Genomic DNA, 17,589 nt, shown 5'->3' with positions numbered 1-17,589 from the left:
CACCGATGACGACGAACCCCGCCGAGAGGCTGGTCGATCTGCTCGACCTGGAGCAGATCGAGGTCAACATCTTCCGCGGCCGGAGCCCGCAGGAGTCCCTGCAGCGGGTCTTCGGCGGCCAGGTGGCGGGCCAGGCGCTGGTCGCCGCCGGCCGCACCACCGACGGCGAGCGCCCGGTCCACTCGCTGCACGCGTACTTCCTGCGCCCGGGCCGGCCGGGTGTGCCCATCGTGTACCAGGTGGAACGGGTGCGTGACGGCCGGTCGTTCACCACCCGACGGGTGACGGCCGTGCAGCAGGGCCGCACGATCTTCAATCTCACCGCCTCCTTTCACAAGCCTGAGGAAGGCCCCTTCGAGCACCAGCTGCCGCCCGCCCGGGAGGTGCCGGACCCGGAGTCCCTGCCGACGGTGTCCGAGGAGATCCGCAAGCATCTGGGCGCGCTGCCGGAGCAGTTGGAGCGGATGGCACGCCGCCAGCCGTTCGACATCCGCTACGTGGACCGGCTGCGCTGGAACACGGAGGAGATCCAGGGGGCCGAGCCGCGCAGCGCCGTGTGGATGCGCGCGGTCGGTCCGCTGGGGGACGACCCGCTGGTGCACACCTGCGCACTGACCTACGCCAGTGACATGACCCTGCTGGACGCGGTCCGCATTCCGGTCGAACCCCTCTGGGGCCCGCGGAACTTCGACATGGCCTCGCTGGATCACGCCATGTGGTTCCACCGGCCGTTCCGCGCGGACGAGTGGTTCCTGTACGACCAGGAGTCCCCGGTCGCGACCGGCGGGCGCGGGCTGGCCCGCGGCCGTATCTACGACGTGCGCGGCCGGCTGCTCGTCTCCGTCGTGCAGGAAGGTCTGTTCCGGGCCTTGTGACGCGGCAGCGCTCCCCCGGACCGGGAGTTCGCGCGGGACAGCCACGCCCGGAGGCCCCGGGCCGGCCGGTGCACCGCTGGACGGGTGTCTCGGGGCCGGCGCTGCGCCGCAGGGTTCGGCGGCGCCTCGGCGTGCGCCGCCGCCCGGCCCCGCCGTGCGGACCCGCTGTCACTCGCCGCGCCGGGACTTGCCGGCACAGGTCCCGCGGCATGCTCGTTCCCCGCAGTGGGCTCCGCGGTCTCCGGGAGCCGGACCGGTGGGCTCGCGACAGGCGATGGGGCGCGCGCCTCCTGGATCGCCTGCGCCAGCTCAGCACGCAGCCAGCCGACTTCGTCTTGGTCCTGCGCGGTCATGAGGTGCTCGGCGAGGTGGGCGAAGGAGGAGCCCGGTGCGCCGTGGGCGGGCGGGGCGGGCCGGAGCCGCTCCAGCAGGGCGCGCTCGTGGAGGTCCCGGACGACTTCGGCGACTTCTGTGGGCGCCAGGAACGCGGCCACCGCCGCCGCTCGCGCCCAGGGGCTCCCGGCCTGCCGCATCAGGAAACCGAAGTGCCGGCCCCGCCAGTTACGGGCTCGCAGGTCGACCCCGGTCGCCAACTGACCCCTGAGGGTCTCCGGCGTACGGCCCTTGAGCAGGCGGGCGTTCCCCGCGCCGGCCGCGAACTGCTCGAGCTCCTCGGCCAGATACAGCCAGACCACGGCGCGGTAGCGGTTCAGATAAAACCGGACCGGAACCAGCAGGCCCAGCCGGGCGAGCCGGGCGAACCTGCCCGCGGGAATCCCCATGAGCGCGGCGCCGTCCGCCGTGCCCACCAACCGCACATGGTCACGGAGGGTGCTGGGAAAGCCATACTGGGTCCGCAGCCGGTCGATCTCGACCTGCTCCACCCTGCGGCCTCCGCCTCCGCCTTCGTCGGCCACCGTCCGGATCCGGCCGAGATGGACGGCGAGGTCGAACTCCGCGCGTTTGAGGCCCAGTTCCCGAGCCGCCCGGCTCGGCGAGCAGGCCGCGGGGACGGCGGTGACAAGGGTGCTGTCCGGCATGGTGGTACTCCCCCGTGGAGTGATCGGCTCACGCCCTGTGCGTTGCCCGTGCACACACCGTAGCCAAAAGCGGTCGAGGTGCGGCGACCCTGTGGACAACTCCGCGGGGTATGGAGATCAGGCGGGTCAGAGGTCCGTCACGGGCCGGTCGGGCTGCCGGGCGTCCACACCGAGGTGTTCGCCGACGCGGTTGACTAGCAGGGTCATCTCATAGGCGATCTGGCCGATGTCGACTTCGGCGCCGCTGAGCACGCACAGACAGCTGCCGGTGCCGGCCGCGGTCACGAACAGCACGGCGTCGTCGTACTCGATCATCGTCTGGCGGACCGTGCCCGCGCCGAAGTGGCGCCCGGAACCCTTCGCCAGGCTGTGCAACCCGGAGGCGACCGCGGCCAGGTGTTCGGCGTCCTCACGGCGCAGCCCGGTGCTCGCGCCGGTGACCAGACCGTCGTTGGACAGGACCAGCGCGTGCCGCACGTGGTCCACTCGCTGGGTCAGGTCGTCCAGGAGCCAGCCGAGTCCCTGGTTCTGCGCCATGTTCCGTCTCCCCGTGTGACGTCTCCTCCCGGCCGGAGGATCTGTCCGCCAGCCTTCCCCACGACCCGCGTCCGGGCAAGCAGGATGGGCGTATGGCACAGAAGATGACCGATGAGGAATGGCGGGCGTTCGTCTCGAACGGCACCCGAACCGGCAAGTTGTCCACCGTCAGCGCCGATGGGAGCCCACATGTGGCCCCGATCTGGTTCCTGCTGGACGGCGACGAGCTGGTGTTCAACACCGGCAAGGGAACCGTGAAAGGGCGCAATCTCGCCCGTGACGGACGGATCGCCCTGTGCGTGGACGACGACCGGCCGCCCTTTCACTTCGTGGTGGTGAGCGGCCGGGCCCGGTTGTCGGAGGAACTGGACGACGTGCGGCTGTGGGCCACCCGCATCGCCGCCCGGTACATGGGAGACGAGCGCGCCGAGGAGTACGGGGCCCGCAACGGCGTCCCGGGCGAGCTGCTGGTCCGGGTCACCGTCGACAAGGTGGTGGCGGTCAAGGACCTGGCCGCCTGAGCGGACACGGTCAGCTCACGGAGTCGAGGAGCCGGGCGGTGTGCATCCGCCCGGCGTACTCGACGAGCCGGATCAGCACCTCCTTGCCGGAGTCCCGCTCGCGCGCGTCGCACAGGACGACCGGTGTCCCGTGGTCCAGGTCGAGTGCCCGGGAGACGTCGTCGGCGCCGTAGCCGCGTGCTCCGGGAAAGCAGTTGACGGCCACTACGAACGGAATGCGCCGGTGCTCGAAGTAGTCGACCGCCGGGAAGCAGTCCTCCAGGCGCCGGGTGTCGGCGAGGACCACGGCGCCGAGCGCTCCTTGGGACAGCTCGTCCCACAGGAACCAGAAGCGGTCCTGCCCCGGCGTCCCGAAGAGGTACAGGGAGAGGCCCGAACGTATGGTGATGCGCCCGAAGTCCATGGCGACGGTCGTGGTGACCTTGTGGTCCACGCCGTCGGTGTCGTCCACCGACTGACCGGCTTCACTGAGCAGTTCCTCGGTGCGCAGCGGACGGATCTCGCTGACGGCGCCGACGAGGGTCGTCTTGCCGACCCCGAAGCCGCCGGCGACCAGGATCTTCAGCGCCAGGGCGGTGGAGTCGGCTGCTGCGTCGGAGTGCTCGGAGACCATGATCACTTCTCTCGGCGTGAGGTGGGGGTTCCACAGGGTTCATCTACAGCGCCCGCAGCCCTTCGATGACTTCGCGCAGAACGCGTTCGTCCGGCAGGTGGGCCGGCGGCACCGGACGGCTGACGGTGACATGGCCCAGTTCGAGCAGGTCGCCCAGGAGCACTCTGACCACGCCCACCGGCAGGTCCGCACCGGCCGCGAGTTCGGCGACGGACTGCGTCTCCAGGCGGCACAGGCCGATCAGCGCCCGGTGTTCGGGGCCGAGGGCGCTGTCGTCGTCCATCGCCGGTGCGGCCGGGTCGAGGGTGACGAGGGCGATCAGGTCGAAGCTCACTCCGGAGGGGCCCGGCTGGGTTCGTCCGCCCGTCATGGCGTAGGGGCGGACGAGGGGACCGGCCTCGCCGTCGTACCACTGGATGCCCGGTGTGCTCGGGCCGCCGGTCGGGATGTCGGTCATCGCTGCCGCTCTTCCCGCTCATCCGGCGGCGGGCGGCCGGGCGGTGATCCGCGGCGCGGTGTACAGGTGCTCGCCCACGCGCCTGACCAGTCGTGCCATCTCGTAGGCGACCAGGCCGATGTCCGCGGTGACGGCGGTGAGCACGGTGAGGCAGGAGCCTTCTCCGGCGGCCGCGACGAAGAGGAAGGCATCGTCCATCTCCACCATGGTCTGGCGTACGCCGCCCGCTCCGAAGTGGCGGCCGGCGCCCTTGGCGAGGCTGTTGAAACCGGAGGCCACGGCGGCCAGATGCTCGGCGTCGTCCCGTCTCAGACCGCTGGAGGCGCCCACCGCCAGGCCGTCGTTGGACAGCACGACGGCGTGCCGTACCTCGCTCACCCGCGTCACCAGGTCGTCCAGCAGCCAGTCGAGTTCGCCGGACCGCTGGGCGGCCCTCGTGTTCGGGTCCTGGATCACGCCGGGTCTCCTTCACTGCTCGCACTGCCTGTCGCTGTTCCGGGGCCGGTGCCGTGACCGGCCTGTCGCCCACCGCCCCGCACCCAGCCGTCGCGGTAGGCCGCCATGCGGTCCCGTACGACTTCCGGGGTACGCCCCTCGTCCCCGTGCGGGGCGGTTTCCGGTGCCGGCTCCTCGGGGGACTGCCGGCGGAGTTGTGGAGCGAGGTTCGCCTGGCGCACGCGGCGCGGGAGGACGTCGGAGGACTCGGAATCCTGCGGCGGGCGGTGCGGCCTCAGGGCGGTGACTCCGGGAGGCGGCGGCTCGTGCGCGGGAGCCGAGGGCGCCGGAGCGGGGGCCGGCGCCTGGTGTGCGGGCGGCGAGGGCCGGCCTTCGGGGGCCGGGGGCCGGTGTGCGGGGGCGGTGGCCGCGAGGGCGGGGCGGCCGGCCCGGGCGGTGACCTCGGGAGGAACGGGGGGCTCGTCCGGTACGCGCGCGTACTCGGGCCGGTGCGGCGGGGCCGTCGGCGCCTCCTCCACCGCGGGATGTGCCGGGGAGCCGGTGTGCAGAAGGGCGGTGGGCAGCAGGACGACCGCGGTGGTGCCTCCGTAGGGGGAGGTGCGCAGGTGCACCTTGATGTCGTGCCGGGAGGCGAGTCTGCTGACCACGAAGAGGCCGAGCCGGTCGCTGTCGAACAGATCGAGGGCCTCGGACTGCTCGATCCGCCGGTTCGCCTCCGCGAGGACCTCGGACCCCATGCCGAGACCCCGGTCCTCGACCTCCAGCACGTAGCCGTTGCCGACGGGCTCGCCGGTGACCCGCACGCGCGTGTGCGGTGGCGAGAACTGGGCGGCGTTCTCGACGAGTTCGGCCAGCAGATGGGTGAGGTCGGCGACGGCCGCTCCGACGACGGCCACCGCCGGGAGCCCGCGCACCTCCACGCGCGCGTAGTCCTCGACCTCGGACACCGCCGCGCGTACGACGTTCGTCAGGGCCACCGGAGTGCGCCAGGCCCGGCCCGGCGCCGCTCCGGAAAGGATGATCAGACTCTCGGCGTGCCGCCGCATCCGGGTGGTGAGGTGGTCGAGCCGGAACAGGTCGCTCAGCTCGTCGGGGTCGTCGGAGCGCCGTTCCATACTGTCCAGGAGGCTGAGCTGACGGTGGACCAGCACCTGGCTGCGCCGGGCCAGGTTGACGAAGACCCCGGAGATGCCGCCGGCGAGTTCGGCGCGCTCCGCCGCCGCGCGCAGAGCCGCGCGGTGCACGACGGTCAGGGCCTCGGCCACCTGGCCGGTCTCGTCCTCCGCCGGCTGCCCCGCGGGCGCCTCGGCATCGACGTCGATCTCCTCGCCGGTGCGCAGTTTCCGCATCGCCGCGGGGAGTTTGCGGCGGGCGATCTCCAGGGCGTCGTTGCGCAGGCTGACCAGTTCAATCACGAGGGCCCGGCCGATGCGGACGGAGATGACGAGCGAGGTCGCGACGGCGACGAGGCCGAACAGCACGGCGGCACCCGCCGGACTCAGCAGTCCGCGCCTGTAGGGGTCGGACCGGCCCGCCACGGCACGTCCGGTGTCCGCGGCCACGGTCCGCATGCCGTCCCGTACGCGCGCGTGGGCACTGTTCCAGGCCTCCCCCGGTGCCGTGCCGGCCGCCTTGTCGCCGGGTCCGGCGGCGAGGATCCCGTCCTCGACGGCGGTGAGGGCGGTGTAGGGACCGCTGCCTGCGAGGTCGTGCCAGGCGGCGCGCTGGGCGCCGGGGAGGTCGGCGACGGCGGCCTCGGTGAGCGCGCGGCGCGTGGCGACGGCGGCGGCGAACAGCCGCAACCGCTCCCCCTGCGGATGGGCGCCCGGGCGCGTCCCGCCGAGGACGGCGTCCTCCTGGGCCAGTGCCTCGGCGGCGCGGGAGAATTCGAGCAGCACGCGCGCGTCCGAGCCGACGTCCGCCTGCTGGATGCCGGTGAGGGCGCCGTCCACGGTGAAGGCCGTACCGATGGTCTTCGTGTACTGGTCGTAGGCCTGACCCCAGCCGGTCCTGCGGTCGAGTACGGCGGTCCGCAGCGCGCGCAGGCGCTCGGCGCCGGTGACGAACGCGTCCAGCCGCTCGGCGACGCGTCCCGGGAGCTCCTGGCTGTCGGCGACCGTGCTGTCGTCGCCGAGTCGCAGCGCCGTCAGCGCGCGGTCGGTACGGGTGGCCGTGGACCGCAGGTCGTCGGCGCGCGCCGCGCCGGGCCCGGCGGCGTAGCGGACGGCCGCGGCCCGCTCGTTCTGCAGTGCCGTGACGGCGGCGGCCACCGGGACGCGCAGTTCGGTGTCGACGCGCTGGGACTGGCGGAGCCGGGCGATGTCCTGAGCGGTGCTGACGGTGGCGTACGCCCACAGGGCGAGCAGGGAGACGACGGGCACCATCAGCAGGCAGATCACCTTGGCGCGCACCGTGCGGGGGCGCAGGCGCCGGCGGCCCGCGCGCGCGGGCGGGTCGTAGGCGGGAAGGCCGAGGGGCTGATCCATGCCTTCGTCGGCCGGCGGTCCGGCGTGCGCACGGCGGCCGCGCGGCGGGGGCGGGATCTGTCCGGGTGAGCCGGCCTGCGGGGTGTCTCGGGGTGGGCGCATGGCCTCCTCGCTCGGGACGTGGGACAAGGGTCCGGGGACGGGGTCCCGCTAGCGGGCGGCGCTCTGGACGGGCCGCTGAGCGGAGGCGGACGCCTCACGCTCGCCGGCCGTGGGCGAGAGGGCGACGAACGCCGACGTGAGGAACAGGTACGACCCGAGGCCGACGGCGAGGGGGAAGATGAACTGCATCGCCGTGGCCCCGGGCAGGACTTCGCCGGAGGGGGCGACGCGCACCCGCACGGCGAGCATTCCGGTGTAGTGCATGCTGCTGACGGCCGCTCCCATGACCAGGGAGGCGAGGGTGACCGCGAGGGGCGACTTGATGTTGAGCCCCGCCCACAGCGCCGCGGTCGCCGCCACGACGGCGATCAGCACGGAGAGTCCGACGAGGAGGGGCCGGTAGGTCACGTGGCCGTGCAGCCGTACGGCCGCCATGCCCAGGTAGTGCATGCTCGCGACGCCCAGCCCGGTGGTGAGGCCGCCGAGCAGGAGCGCGCGGTTGCGGTCCCGGCTGTAGCCGACGGCGAAGACGCCGGCGCAGACGACGGCCATGGCGACGACCAGGCTGAGGATGGTCAGCGGTACGTCGTAGCGGATGTCGGTGCCGCTGACGCGGAAGCCGAGCATGGCCACGAAGTGCATGGTCCAGATGCCCGTGCCGATCGCGGAGGCCGCGGTGAGGAGCCAGTTGCGGCGCGACCGCCCGGTGGCGGCGAGTGCGCGGACGGTGCAGCGCAGTCCCAGTGCGGCGCCCGTGCAGGCCATCAGATACGACAGCACGGGGGTCAGCCAGCCGAAGGCGGCGTGGTCCAGGTGTCCCATGGCCCCGGGACGCTAGCCGGGTCAGGGGCGCACGAAGGGGGCGCATTTCGAAAGGTGTTGGAATATGACGTAGAGAGGTGGCGGAACGATCGGGTCGCGCTCGAACGTGCGCACAGGAGTGTCCCTCGTGGCGGTGAGGAATCATGCCGGACATGAGCGACGACCACACACACGTCCAGGAGTTCTTCGCCGCCCGTGCGGCCGGGTGGGACAGCAAGTTCCCCGATGACGGTCCCGCCTTCGCGGCCGCCGTGGCGGAGATGGGACTGCGTCCGGGCGACCGCGTGCTCGACGCCGGATGCGGCACGGGCCGCGCCCTGCCGCCGCTGCGGGCCGCGGTCGGACCTGCCGGGGTGGTGGTCGGCGTCGATCTGACTCCCGCGATGCTCCAGGCCGCCGTCCGGGCCGGCCGGGACCGGGCGGGCCGTCTGCTGCTCGCGGACGTGGCCGCGCTGCCGCTGCGCCGGGGCGCTCTGGACGCGGTCTTCGCGGCAGGCCTGATCGCGCACCTGCCGGAGCCGGTGGCGAACCTGCGGGAACTGGCCCGTGTGGTGCGCCCGGGCGGCAGGCTCGCGCTGTTCCATCCCATCGGCCGGGTCGCCCTGGCGGCACGTCAGGGGCGGCGGATCACTCCGGACGATCTCCGCGCCGAGGCCAATCTCCGTCCGCTGCTGGAGCGCGCGGGCTGGCGCATGACCTCGTACGCCGACGAGGAGGCCCGCTTCCTCGCGCTGGCGACCCGCGAGGACTGACCGCGGGTCGCGTCAGCCCTGTCCGGCCACGGCCGCCACGAAGGCGTCGGGGTTGTCGAACATGACGTTGTGCCCGGCGCCCGGCACCGTGAGAACGCGGACGCCCGCGGCCTCCAGGCTCCGCCGGCCCGGGACTTCGCCGCTGTGCTCGCCATGGAGGTAGACGCGGTCGACCTCCAGGCCTTCGAGGATCGTGCGCATGACGGGATCCGAGCCGCGGCGGAGGCCGACGGCGCTGCGGTGCAGCGCCCGGGGGCCGGCCAGCCGCATCGTGGCGGCCCGCAAAGGACCGACGGCGTCCAGCACGCGCGCGTACTGACTCTCGACGAACTGGTCCCCCCGTACGTGGCGATCGAGCTGCTGCCGGCCGTGGCCGGCGGGAAGGCGTCGAGGTTGGCCTCGGTGAGGACCAGCTGTGAGACCAGGTCGGGCCGCCGGTGCGCGACACCCTGAACTCACTCGGGGACGTCACCCGCTGAGACGTCCAGGTGGCGCACCGGGCACCCGCCCGCCCCCGGGACCGGGCGGGTGCCCAGGTCGGCCGGACGGTAGCCGTTCGGGTAGCTCCTGATCTCCCGGTTCTGCCGCGCGAAGTGCGGTGCGCGGCGGGGCGGGAGCAGGCGGACCAGCCGGCCGCGCGCCCGGACCGCGCGGCGTACGAGTGCGGCGGAGACGGGGCCCGGCGGCTCGTAGTGGAACGCGCGCAGCAGCGGTTCGTCGAGCAGGGCGAGCGTGGCCGTGCGCAGCAGGGGCGCCAGCGGGCGCGGATACCAGGACGCCATCAGGTCGAGCGTGGCGTCGGAGACCCGCCGGGCCTGCTCGTCCCAGGCGAAGTGGGCCTGCTCGTACGCGTCGAGCAGCGCCTCGAACTCCTCGTAGGTCTCCGGGATCCCGGGGATGCCCATGTGCCGGCCGAGGGTGCGGTAGTACTCGGTGGCGGCGACGATCTCGTGCCGGGACAGGCGGCGCCAGCCGTAGGTGTCGATCCAGCGCCGGGGCACCACCACGAACGTGGACAGCACGTACCGCATGTCGTCGTCGCTGATGTCGTAGCTGCGGTGCATCTGGTTGATCCGGCGGATCGCGGTGCGGCCCTCGAGGGCGTCGAATCCGTGCTCCACGACGGTGTCGAGGAGAAGCGCGGTGTCGTCGTACCGCTTCTGCGTGCGCTCGGTGAGCTCTCCCGTCCGTGCGAGCAGCCGCCCGATGGAGGGGATGGCGTAGGTACGGTACAGAGCCAGTTCCAGGGCCCGTGTGTAGTCCCACGGAAATTCGAACGCCGTGCTGAGCCGGTAGATCTCGTGAGCGTCCGTCACCGGGTCCATCCGCTGGATCCGCCTGAGCCGGTCGAAGCGCACCGTCACTGCCCCCTTTTACCGCCGGAGCTTCAACTCTACGTTGAGCAGTGCCGGATGGGTGGTCGGTGACGACCCCGTTCAGAGGAAGGCGGGTCAGGTGTTCGACGCGATGCGCAAGTACGCCGCCAGGTTCCGTACGTCTCCGCGCGCGGAGACGACGGTCAGCCGGGAACGGCGTCCACACAACTTGTTCGAGGCCGCGGCGGCCTATGTGGCGGCCCGCACGGAGGACGACCAGGACGGCATCGACGAGGCGTCGGCGTGGGTGTCCCCGGAGGCGCTGTCGTTCGGGGTGAACGAACTGGCGTGCCGGGCGGTCGTCGCCCTGGCCCGGGAACGCGACCAGTCGCCCCGGACGGTGGCCCGCGACCTCCTCGGCCTGCCGGCCGCCTGAGCCGGCCCGTGCCGACGCGGATCACGGGCTTCGGACGGCGGCCGTTTCGCCCCCGTCCAGGTGGAAACCTGCAGCTCCGCGTGGTGTGTGGAGTCGTGACAAGCACCTCCCACTCGCACTAGGGTGCGCGCCGATGGACGAACCACTGGGAGGGCTGTGATGGCCGGGACGGACGAGCAGGCCGTCGCCGCCGCGGACGAGGCGCTGTATGTGCTCACGGCGGTGCTGCTGACGCCCGCACAGTTCCCGAGCGTGCTGGGCGACGACTATCCCGAAGCGTGCGCGGCGCTGGGTCTGGCGCCGTGCGCCGACGGGTACGGCCTGGTGCTGGGGCAGGACGGTGACGGCGCCCGCTGGACGGTCGCCATCGACGACGTGTCCCTGGTCGCCGTGGCGATCGCGTCCTGGGACTGCGGCATGGAGTACGAACTGTCTCCGGACGAGAACACGGTGGTCGCCGCCCTGCCGGGCTGGCCGCTGGCCGTCGCCGTAGCCGCCCCGGGGGTGCCCGCACCGCACGATCCCACCCCGGACGCCGCGGACGGGCCCGCGCTGACCCCGCCGGACACCAGCTCCTGGGGGCCGGCCCAGCGCCGCCTGGGCGCCGACGAGATCGCGCTGCAATGGGCCGTCTGGCGGGAGCAGATCGGCGACGTCTTCACGCCCTCCCCCGGCGCGCCCGCCGAAGCGGCGCAGCCGTCGGCGGACGACGCGGGCGATGCGCCCAAGTCCGGGCATCGCGGCGTCCGGCGCGTGCTGGCGGAGGCACGCGCCTACCTCGACTCGCCGCCGCCGCTCGGCCGGGTCCGCTCCTCCTTCGCCCCGGGCGACGCTCGTACGCTGCGGGCCGACGGCCCGGGCTGGTCGATCGTGGCGCGCACCGACGACATCGCGTTCGTCCTGCTGGACGAGGAGCCGGGTGAGGTACTGCCGGTGGGCCGGGGCCCCGAGCTGCCCGGCCTGCTGGAGGCACTCGACAAGCTGGCCGTACGCCCCCTGTGATCCTGTGGAGCCGTGCCGCGGGCGCAGCGGCACGGCTCCTCGCCCACCGGCTCAGGACCCGCCGGGCGCCCTGCCCCTGTCCCTGCCCGCCCCTGTCCGTGCTGTGCTCGTGCGCGTTTCGGGACCGGGCAACGGCTCTCAGCGGGACCCGTGCAGCGAACCCTCAGCGGCCCAGTTCCTTGCGCGTCACACGACGGAGTCTGCGCCGCTGTGCGGGGTCCAGGGCCAGGTAGGCGGCGACCGGGACTCCCACCACGATGAGGAACGCCACCCACCAGGGCAGCCAGATCAGCAGGAGCAGACCGACCGCCACGCCCCCTGCGGCGATCTTCGCGTTCTTGGACATGAGCGTCGCCTCCTCCGCGGCAGCCCTTGCCGCTCTCTGTCCTGAGAACGGGCGCACGCTTCCCGCGGTTCCGAGGCCCGCCCCTGAGACTTCCCCCATACCTATCCCCTAGTGGCTTGCATCACACGCACGCCCCTCGGCCCCCGTCTCGACGTGCTGTACCCTCGGCGGCTCCGAGCCAGTAGTCAAATTTGAGGAGCGCGGGCCGAATCGTGCAGAGGATCTCCACCGCACCGCCCAACGAACATTCCGAGCAGCCCTTACCTTCTGACGCGACCCAACCGTCCGAACGGTCCGAGCCGTCTGACGCCTCCACCCCGTCCGACCCGTACGAGCCGTCCGTCCTGTCCCGGCTGGACGGCTTCCGCGCCGTCTTCCTCCCCTCCGACCCGCCGCGCGCCGGCAGGATGGCCTTCTGGCGGCCGGACGGCGCGGCTCTCCCGGCCGTCGCCCAGGGGTCCGCCGCCGAGCTGGACCTGGTGCTGCCCGCGCCGGACGGCGACGTGGAGCGGGTGCGGCTGCCCGCCGTTCTCCTGCCGGTCCGGGCGGCCCTGCCGCTGCTCACCCGGCCGGGGCGGGACGGGCGGCACCGAGCAGTCGAGTTCTGGGGTACTGCCGGTCTGCTCGCCCTGCGGTTCCTGGCGCGCGGTCTGCTCCTGCCCGGCCTGTCGCCGGCCGATCACGACGCATGGCGGGTGGGACCGCTGTCCGCGCGCGACGCTGAGCTGGTCCGCGAACTCGCCGCCGCCATGCCCCCGGAGGCACACGCCACGCCCCTCGCGGTGGACGGACGCCCGCGCCTGCCGGACCCGGAACGGCTGTTGCGCTCCTTCCTGGACGCGGTCGCCGACGCCCTCCCGCGCTCCCCCGCCGCCGCTCTGGTGACGGGCGGCGCCGCGTTCGCCGCATCGGAGCCGCAGTGCCTGCCCGGTCTCCGCGGGTGGGCCGACGACCTCGCCGCCGATCACGACACGGGCCTCCGGCTGTCGTTGCGGGTGGAGGCGACCGGCCTCCACGACCCCGTCGGCGAGGATCAGGCCTCCGTGCGGTTCCGTGCGGTACTCCAAGTGCACGGCATCAGCGGGGCGGCGGAGGTCGCGGACGCCGCCGGGCTCTGGTCCGGTCCGGCGGCCGCGCGAGACGCGTTCGGGCCGCGCGCGCGGGCGGACGCGCTGCTGGCGCTGCGCCGCGCGGTCCGGGCGTGGCCGCCGCTCACGCCGCTGCTCACCGCCGCCGTTCCCGACGCAGTGCACCTCGCCGACGACGAGATCGCCGACCTCCTGGGCGAGGGTGCCCGGGCCCTGGCCGCGGCCGGTGTCGACGTGCACTGGCCGAAGGAGCTGTCACGCGGACTGACCACGTACGCGTCCATCGGCCCGCCGGACGGGCAGGCCGAAGCGCGGCCCTCGTTCCGCTCCGCCGACGCCGGGCCGGCCTTCCGGTGGTCGTTCGCGCTGGGCGGCCGCGAGCTGTCGCGGGAGGAACTGGATCTGCTGGCGGATGCCAAGCGCCCCCTGGTCCGGCTGCGCGACCGCTGGGTGCTCGTCGACCCCCGGGAAGCGGAGCAGGCGCGGGGCCGCGAGGACCGTTCCATCACCCCGGTCGAGGCCCTGGCGGCCGCCCTGACGGGCTCGGCCGACGCCGACGGCCTCCGTGTCGACGTACGGCCCACAGGGTGGCTGGAGCGGCTACGGGAACGGCTCGCCGACCCGGAGGCCGCCGAACCGGTGGGACCGCCGCCGGAGCTCGCCGCAACCCTGCGCGACTACCAGCTGCGCGGCCTCGGCTGGCTCGCCCGGACGACGGCCCTCGGACTGGGCTGCTGTCTGGCCGACGACATGGGGCTGGGGAAGACGGTCACTCTGATCGCGCTCCATCTGCACCGGCAGGCGGATCCCGGGTCGGCCGGCGCCACGCTGGTGGTCTGCCCCGCCTCCCTGCTCGGCAACTGGCAGCGCGAGATCGAGCGGTTCGCGCCCGGTGTCCCGGTGCGCCGGTTCCACGGCCTCGCGCGCGGCCTCGAGTCCCTGGCGGACGGCGAGTTCGTGCTCACCACCTACGGCACGATGCGTCTGGACGCCGAACGGCTCGCCGGAGTGCCCTGGGGGATGGTCGTCGCCGACGAGGCACAGCATGTGAAGAACCCCTACGCGGCGACCGCACGCGCACTGCGTTCCATCGACGCACGCGCACGCGTGGCGCTCACCGGCACACCGGTGGAGAACGACCTGACGGAACTGTGGGCGATCCTCGACTGGGCCACCCCGGGGCTGCTCGGCCGCCTCAGCGCCTTCCGCGCGCTGTACGCGCGGCCCGTCGAGGGCGGCGGGGACCCGGCCGCGGCGGAGCGTCTGGCGCGGCTCGTGCGGCCGTTCCTGCTGCGGCGCCGCAAGTCGGACCCGGGCATCGCGCCGGAACTGCCGCCGAAGACCGAGACCGACCACCCCGTGGGGCTCACGCACGAGCAGACCGGCCTCTACGAGGCACTCGTCCGCGAGACCCTCGGCCGGATCGCGGACGCCGACGGCATGGCCCGCCGGGGTCTCATCGTGAAGCTGCTGACCGGGCTGAAGCAGATCTGCAACCACCCGGCGCAGTTCCTCAAGGAGGACCATCCGGGACCCGCGGGACGCTCCGGCAAGCTGGAGCTGCTGGACGAACTCCTCGACACCATCCTGACGCAGCGCTCGGGAGTGCTCGTCTTCACGCAGTACGTGCGCATGGCCCGTCTGCTCGAACGGCACCTGACGGCCCGTGGGGTCCCCTCCCAGCTTCTGCACGGCGGCACTCCCGTCGCCGAGCGCGAGTCGCTGGTGCGCCGCTTCCAGGACGGTGAGGTGCCGGTGTTCCTCCTGTCGTTGAAGGCCGCGGGGACCGGCCTCAACCTCACCCGGGCCGATCACGTGGTGCACTACGACCGCTGGTGGAACCCGGCGGTCGAGGCCCAGGCCACCGACCGGGCGTACCGGATCGGACAGACCCGCCCCGTGCAGGTGCACCGGCTGATCGCCGAGGGAACCGTCGAGGACCGCATCGCGGAGATGCTCGGGCGCAAGCGCGCGCTCGCGGACGCCGTGCTGGGCGCCGGCGGCGCCGCCCCGGCGGAACTGACGGAGTTGACGGACGCGGAACTCGCCACGCTGGTGGAACTGCGCGGGGAGGCGCGATGAGCCGTTACGAGCCCGAGCACGAAGGCGGCCCGGAGCGCACGTTCGCCGCCTTGCCGCCCGCGCGCGGGAAGGCGTTCGCGCGGACCTGGTGGGGCCGCGCCTGGCTCGCGGCGCTTGAGGACGCGGCGCTTGAGGCCACCGCGGTGAAGGCGGGGCGCCGGCTCGCGCGCGCGGGCGAGGTGGGCGCGGTGACCGTACGGCCGGGCCGGGTCACCGCCGTCGTACGGGAGCCGAAGGGCGGGGCGCACCGGGCCGACGTCCTGGTGCCCGAGCTGTCCGAGCGGGAGTGGGCGCGCTTCGAGGACCTGGCCGTCGAACAGGCGGGACACCTGGCCGCGCTCCTCGACGGGGACCTGCCGTCCCACCTGATCGAGGACGCGGCGATCAGGGGGATCGACCTGCTGCCCGGTCTCGGCGAGCTGGAACCCGAGTGCGACTGCGGCGCCTGGGACCACTGCGGGCACACCGCGGCCCTGTGCCATCAGGTGGCACGGCTGCTGGACGAGGATCCGTTCGTGCTGCTGCTGATGCGCGGCCGGGGAGAGAGCACGTTCCTGCGGAAACTGCACCAGCGGAGCACGTCGGCCCCGGACGAGCCGTCGGAGCCGGGCGAGCCGTACGAGGCCGAGGGCGTGGACGCCGCGGAGGCGTGGGCGGCCGCGGACATCCTGCCCGGGCTCCCCGCGCTGCCCGACGTCCCGGAGGAGGCCGGCGAACCACCGTCCTACGACGCCGGGACGGCACCGACGCCGGCCGTCGACCCCGCGGCCCTGCGGTATCTGGCCGGGAAGAGCGCCCAGGAGGCTCACCGACTGCTGGCGCAGGCCCTCGGCGACCGGGGTGCCGAGAAACGGGACGAGCGGACGCTGACCGCGGCCGAGGACGTCGTACGGCTCGCCGACGGCGCGGTGCCCGGTGCCGTGGCGGAGCGGCTCGCCGAGGGGTCGGGGCGGGGCCGCGAGGGGCTGGCGACGGCCGTCCTGGCCTGGCGGCTTGGAGGACCGGCAGCGCTGACCGTTCTCGACGAGGAGTGGCAGGTCGAGGAGAGTGCCCTAGCACGCGCGCGTGCCGCTCTGGACGCGGCCTGGGAGGCGGACGAACGGCCGTCGTTCCGGCGGAGCGGCAACCGGTGGGCGGTCCCCGACGAAGGGTTGGAACTGCGGCTCGGACCGGACGGCCGCTGGTGGCCGTACCGCGCGGAGGAGGAGCGCCGGCTTCCGGCGGGCGCCCCGGACCGCAACCCGGCGACAGCGCTGGCGACGGGACGGCTGACGACCCCGGAGGGCCGGACGTCCCGAGGCGTCTGACGGCCGCCACGGCCGGCGGGGCGGCTCGCCGGCCGGCAGGGCATCTCGTCGGCCGGCGGGAACAGGATGTGCGCGAACGGTGCTCGCCGGCAGGGCCGCCCAGGGGCATTCCGAAGCCGCCCGGCGGCTTCGGAATGCCCCCGGCGGTGCTCAGCCCCGGGCGCCCAGCAGGTGATCCATGGCCAGCTGGTCGAGCCGCTCGAAGGCCATCCCGCGCGCGGCGGCCGCCTCCACGTCGAAGTCCTCGAAGGCGGCGCGGTCGTCGAGCAGGCCCTGCAGGCCGTCCGCCGCGGTCGGCTGGGCGAGTTCGTCGAGCCGCGAGGCGCGCAGCGCGTCCTGGACCTCCGGGTCGGCACGGAACGCGGCGGCACGCTCCTTCAGGATGAGGTAGTTGCGCATGCAGCCGGCCGCCGACGCCCACACGCCGTCGAGGTCCTCGGTCCGCGGCGGCTTGAAGTCGAAGTGCCGGGGCCCTTCGTAACCCGCGGTCTCCAGCAGGTCGACGAGCCAGAAAGCGGCCCGCAGGTCACCGGCGCCGAACCGCAGGTCCTGGTCGTACTTGATGCCGGACTGGCCGTTGAGGTCGATGTGGAAGAGCTTGCCGGCCCACAGGGCCTGCGCGATGCCGTGCGGGAAGTTCAGCCCGGCCATCTGCTCGTGCCCCACCTCGGGGTTCACACCGTACAGCTCGGGACGCTCCAGGCGCTCGATGAAGGCGAGCGCGTGACCGACCGTGGGCAGCAGGATGTCGCCGCGCGGCTCGTTGGGCTTGGGCTCGATGGCGAACCGGAGGTCGTAGCCCTGGGAGGTGACGTACTCACCCAGGAGGTCGAAGGCCTCCTTCATACGGTCCAGGGCGACGCGGACGTCCTTGGCGGCGCCGGACTCGGCGCCCTCGCGACCGCCCCAGGCGACGTACGTCTTCGCGCCCAGTTCGGCGGCGAGGTCGATGTTGCGGATCGTCTTGCGCAGGGCGTAGCGCCGGACGTCGCGGTCGTTGGCGGTGAACGCGCCGTCCTTGAAGACGGGGTGCGTGAAGAGGTTGGTGGTGGCCATCGGCACGCTCATGCCGGTGGCGTCCAGGGCCTGGCGGAAGCGCTTGATGTGGGACTCGCGCTCGGTGTCCGACGACCCGAACGGGATCAGGTCGTCGTCGTGGAAGGTCACTCCGTGGGCGCCGAGCTCCGCCAGGCGCCGCACCGTCTCGACCGGGTCGAGGGCGCGGCGGGTGGCGTCGCCGAACGGGTCCCTGCCCTGCCAGCCAACGGTCCACAGGCCGAAGGTGAACCTGTCCTCGGGGGTGGGCTGGTAGCTCATGCCGCGGCTCCTTGCTTGGTACGACTATTTCGTC

General features: G+C 73.5%; 17 protein-coding genes and 1 pseudogene. 7 read left to right on the top strand and 11 right to left on the bottom strand.

Going from position 1 to position 17,589, the window contains the following annotated elements; genetic code table 11:
- Positions 1-5 precede the first annotated feature (5 nt).
- Positions 6-875: an acyl-CoA thioesterase gene (locus tag ACZ7JA_RS18575; protein ID WP_351660361.1), complete on the top strand. Its 870-nt coding sequence runs from the start codon at positions 6-8 to the stop codon at positions 873-875.
- Here the strand turns inward: ACZ7JA_RS18575 and ACZ7JA_RS18570 are convergent.
- Entirely contained in the window at positions 812-1,915 is a 1,104-nt protein-coding gene (locus ACZ7JA_RS18570) for a DUF6397 family protein (protein ID WP_470809209.1), read from the bottom strand. The genes ACZ7JA_RS18575 and ACZ7JA_RS18570 overlap by 64 nt on opposite strands.
- Positions 1,916-2,041: 126 nt before the next feature.
- Positions 2,042-2,452: a roadblock/LC7 domain-containing protein gene (locus ACZ7JA_RS18565; protein WP_351660357.1), complete on the bottom strand. Its 411-nt coding sequence runs from the start codon at positions 2,450-2,452 to the stop codon at positions 2,042-2,044.
- Positions 2,453-2,544: 92 nt separating this feature from the next.
- Between ACZ7JA_RS18565 and ACZ7JA_RS18560 the strand changes: the two genes are divergently transcribed.
- Entirely contained in the window at positions 2,545-2,973 is a 429-nt protein-coding gene (locus ACZ7JA_RS18560; protein ID WP_470809206.1) for a PPOX class F420-dependent oxidoreductase, read from the top strand.
- A 10-nt stretch (positions 2,974-2,983) separates the two neighbouring features.
- Here the strand turns inward: ACZ7JA_RS18560 and ACZ7JA_RS18555 are convergent, their stop codons facing one another.
- From ACZ7JA_RS18555 to ACZ7JA_RS18535, 5 genes are read right to left on the bottom strand one after another with little or no spacing between them, the layout of a single operon-like run.
- Positions 2,984-3,586, bottom strand: coding sequence for a GTP-binding protein (locus ACZ7JA_RS18555; RefSeq protein ID WP_393435102.1), 603 nt, complete (start codon positions 3,584-3,586; stop codon positions 2,984-2,986).
- Positions 3,587-3,629: 43 nt separating this feature from the next.
- The gene (locus tag ACZ7JA_RS18550) at positions 3,630-4,043 is read right to left on the bottom strand and encodes a DUF742 domain-containing protein (RefSeq protein WP_351660353.1); all 414 of its coding nucleotides are present in this window, start codon (positions 4,041-4,043) and stop codon (positions 3,630-3,632) included.
- Positions 4,044-4,061: 18 nt separating this feature from the next.
- A complete protein-coding gene (locus ACZ7JA_RS18545) occupies positions 4,062-4,499 on the bottom strand; it encodes a roadblock/LC7 domain-containing protein (RefSeq protein WP_389296862.1) in 438 nt (145 codons plus the stop codon).
- Complete coding sequence (locus ACZ7JA_RS18540) at positions 4,496-7,087, bottom strand: sensor histidine kinase (protein WP_470809203.1); 2,592 nt, start codon at positions 7,085-7,087, stop codon at positions 4,496-4,498. The genes ACZ7JA_RS18545 and ACZ7JA_RS18540 overlap by 4 nt, the downstream gene beginning before the upstream one ends.
- 48 nt (positions 7,088-7,135) lie before the next feature.
- The gene (locus tag ACZ7JA_RS18535; RefSeq protein WP_389449440.1) at positions 7,136-7,909 is read right to left on the bottom strand and encodes an MHYT domain-containing protein; all 774 of its coding nucleotides are present in this window, start codon (positions 7,907-7,909) and stop codon (positions 7,136-7,138) included.
- A 152-nt stretch (positions 7,910-8,061) separates the two neighbouring features.
- On the opposite strand from ACZ7JA_RS18535, the gene ACZ7JA_RS18530 reads away from it, so the two are divergent.
- Entirely contained in the window at positions 8,062-8,661 is a 600-nt protein-coding gene (locus ACZ7JA_RS18530) for a class I SAM-dependent methyltransferase (RefSeq protein WP_470809201.1), read from the top strand.
- A 12-nt stretch (positions 8,662-8,673) separates the two neighbouring features.
- On the opposite strand, the pseudogene ACZ7JA_RS18525 reads toward ACZ7JA_RS18530, so the two are convergent.
- A pseudogene (locus tag ACZ7JA_RS18525) lies at positions 8,674-9,107 on the bottom strand (alpha/beta fold hydrolase); the annotation flags it as partial.
- 9 nt (positions 9,108-9,116) lie between these two features.
- Positions 9,117-9,986: an oxygenase MpaB family protein gene (locus tag ACZ7JA_RS18520; protein WP_470809579.1), complete on the bottom strand. Its 870-nt coding sequence runs from the start codon at positions 9,984-9,986 to the stop codon at positions 9,117-9,119.
- Positions 9,987-10,116: 130 nt separating this feature from the next.
- Between ACZ7JA_RS18520 and ACZ7JA_RS18515 the strand changes: the two genes are divergently transcribed.
- Positions 10,117-10,413, top strand: coding sequence for a hypothetical protein (locus tag ACZ7JA_RS18515; protein WP_403684096.1), 297 nt, complete (start codon positions 10,117-10,119; stop codon positions 10,411-10,413).
- A 159-nt stretch (positions 10,414-10,572) separates the two neighbouring features.
- Positions 10,573-11,415, top strand: coding sequence for a hypothetical protein (locus ACZ7JA_RS18510; protein ID WP_351660340.1), 843 nt, complete (start codon positions 10,573-10,575; stop codon positions 11,413-11,415).
- 163 nt (positions 11,416-11,578) lie between these two features.
- Here the strand turns inward: ACZ7JA_RS18510 and ACZ7JA_RS18505 are convergent, their stop codons facing one another.
- Complete coding sequence (locus ACZ7JA_RS18505; protein WP_351660337.1) at positions 11,579-11,761, bottom strand: hypothetical protein; 183 nt, start codon at positions 11,759-11,761, stop codon at positions 11,579-11,581.
- A gap of 407 nt (positions 11,762-12,168) precedes the next feature.
- Here ACZ7JA_RS18505 and ACZ7JA_RS18500 point away from each other — a divergent pair, with 407 nt between their 5' ends.
- Together ACZ7JA_RS18500 and ACZ7JA_RS18495 are read left to right on the top strand one after the other, a co-directional pair.
- Positions 12,169-14,931 carry a DEAD/DEAH box helicase gene (locus ACZ7JA_RS18500; protein ID WP_470809198.1) on the top strand — a complete coding sequence of 921 codons (2,763 nt, stop codon included), beginning with the start codon at positions 12,169-12,171 and terminating at the stop codon, positions 14,929-14,931.
- Complete coding sequence (locus ACZ7JA_RS18495; protein ID WP_470809196.1) at positions 14,928-16,238, top strand: SWIM zinc finger family protein; 1,311 nt, start codon at positions 14,928-14,930, stop codon at positions 16,236-16,238. The genes ACZ7JA_RS18500 and ACZ7JA_RS18495 overlap by 4 nt, the downstream gene beginning before the upstream one ends.
- A gap of 150 nt (positions 16,239-16,388) precedes the next feature.
- On the opposite strand, the gene xylA is transcribed toward ACZ7JA_RS18495, so the two are convergent.
- Positions 16,389-17,555 (bottom strand): xylose isomerase, encoded by a 1,167-nt coding sequence (xylA, locus tag ACZ7JA_RS18490; RefSeq protein WP_389296848.1) that lies wholly within the window; start codon positions 17,553-17,555, stop codon positions 16,389-16,391.
- Between the last annotated feature and the right edge of the window lie 34 nt (positions 17,556-17,589).

This window comes from Streptomyces sp. NPDC038135, from assembly GCF_055601245.1.
Note: the sequence above shows the minus strand (reverse complement) of the source record. Positions and strands in the feature narration are given on the sequence as shown.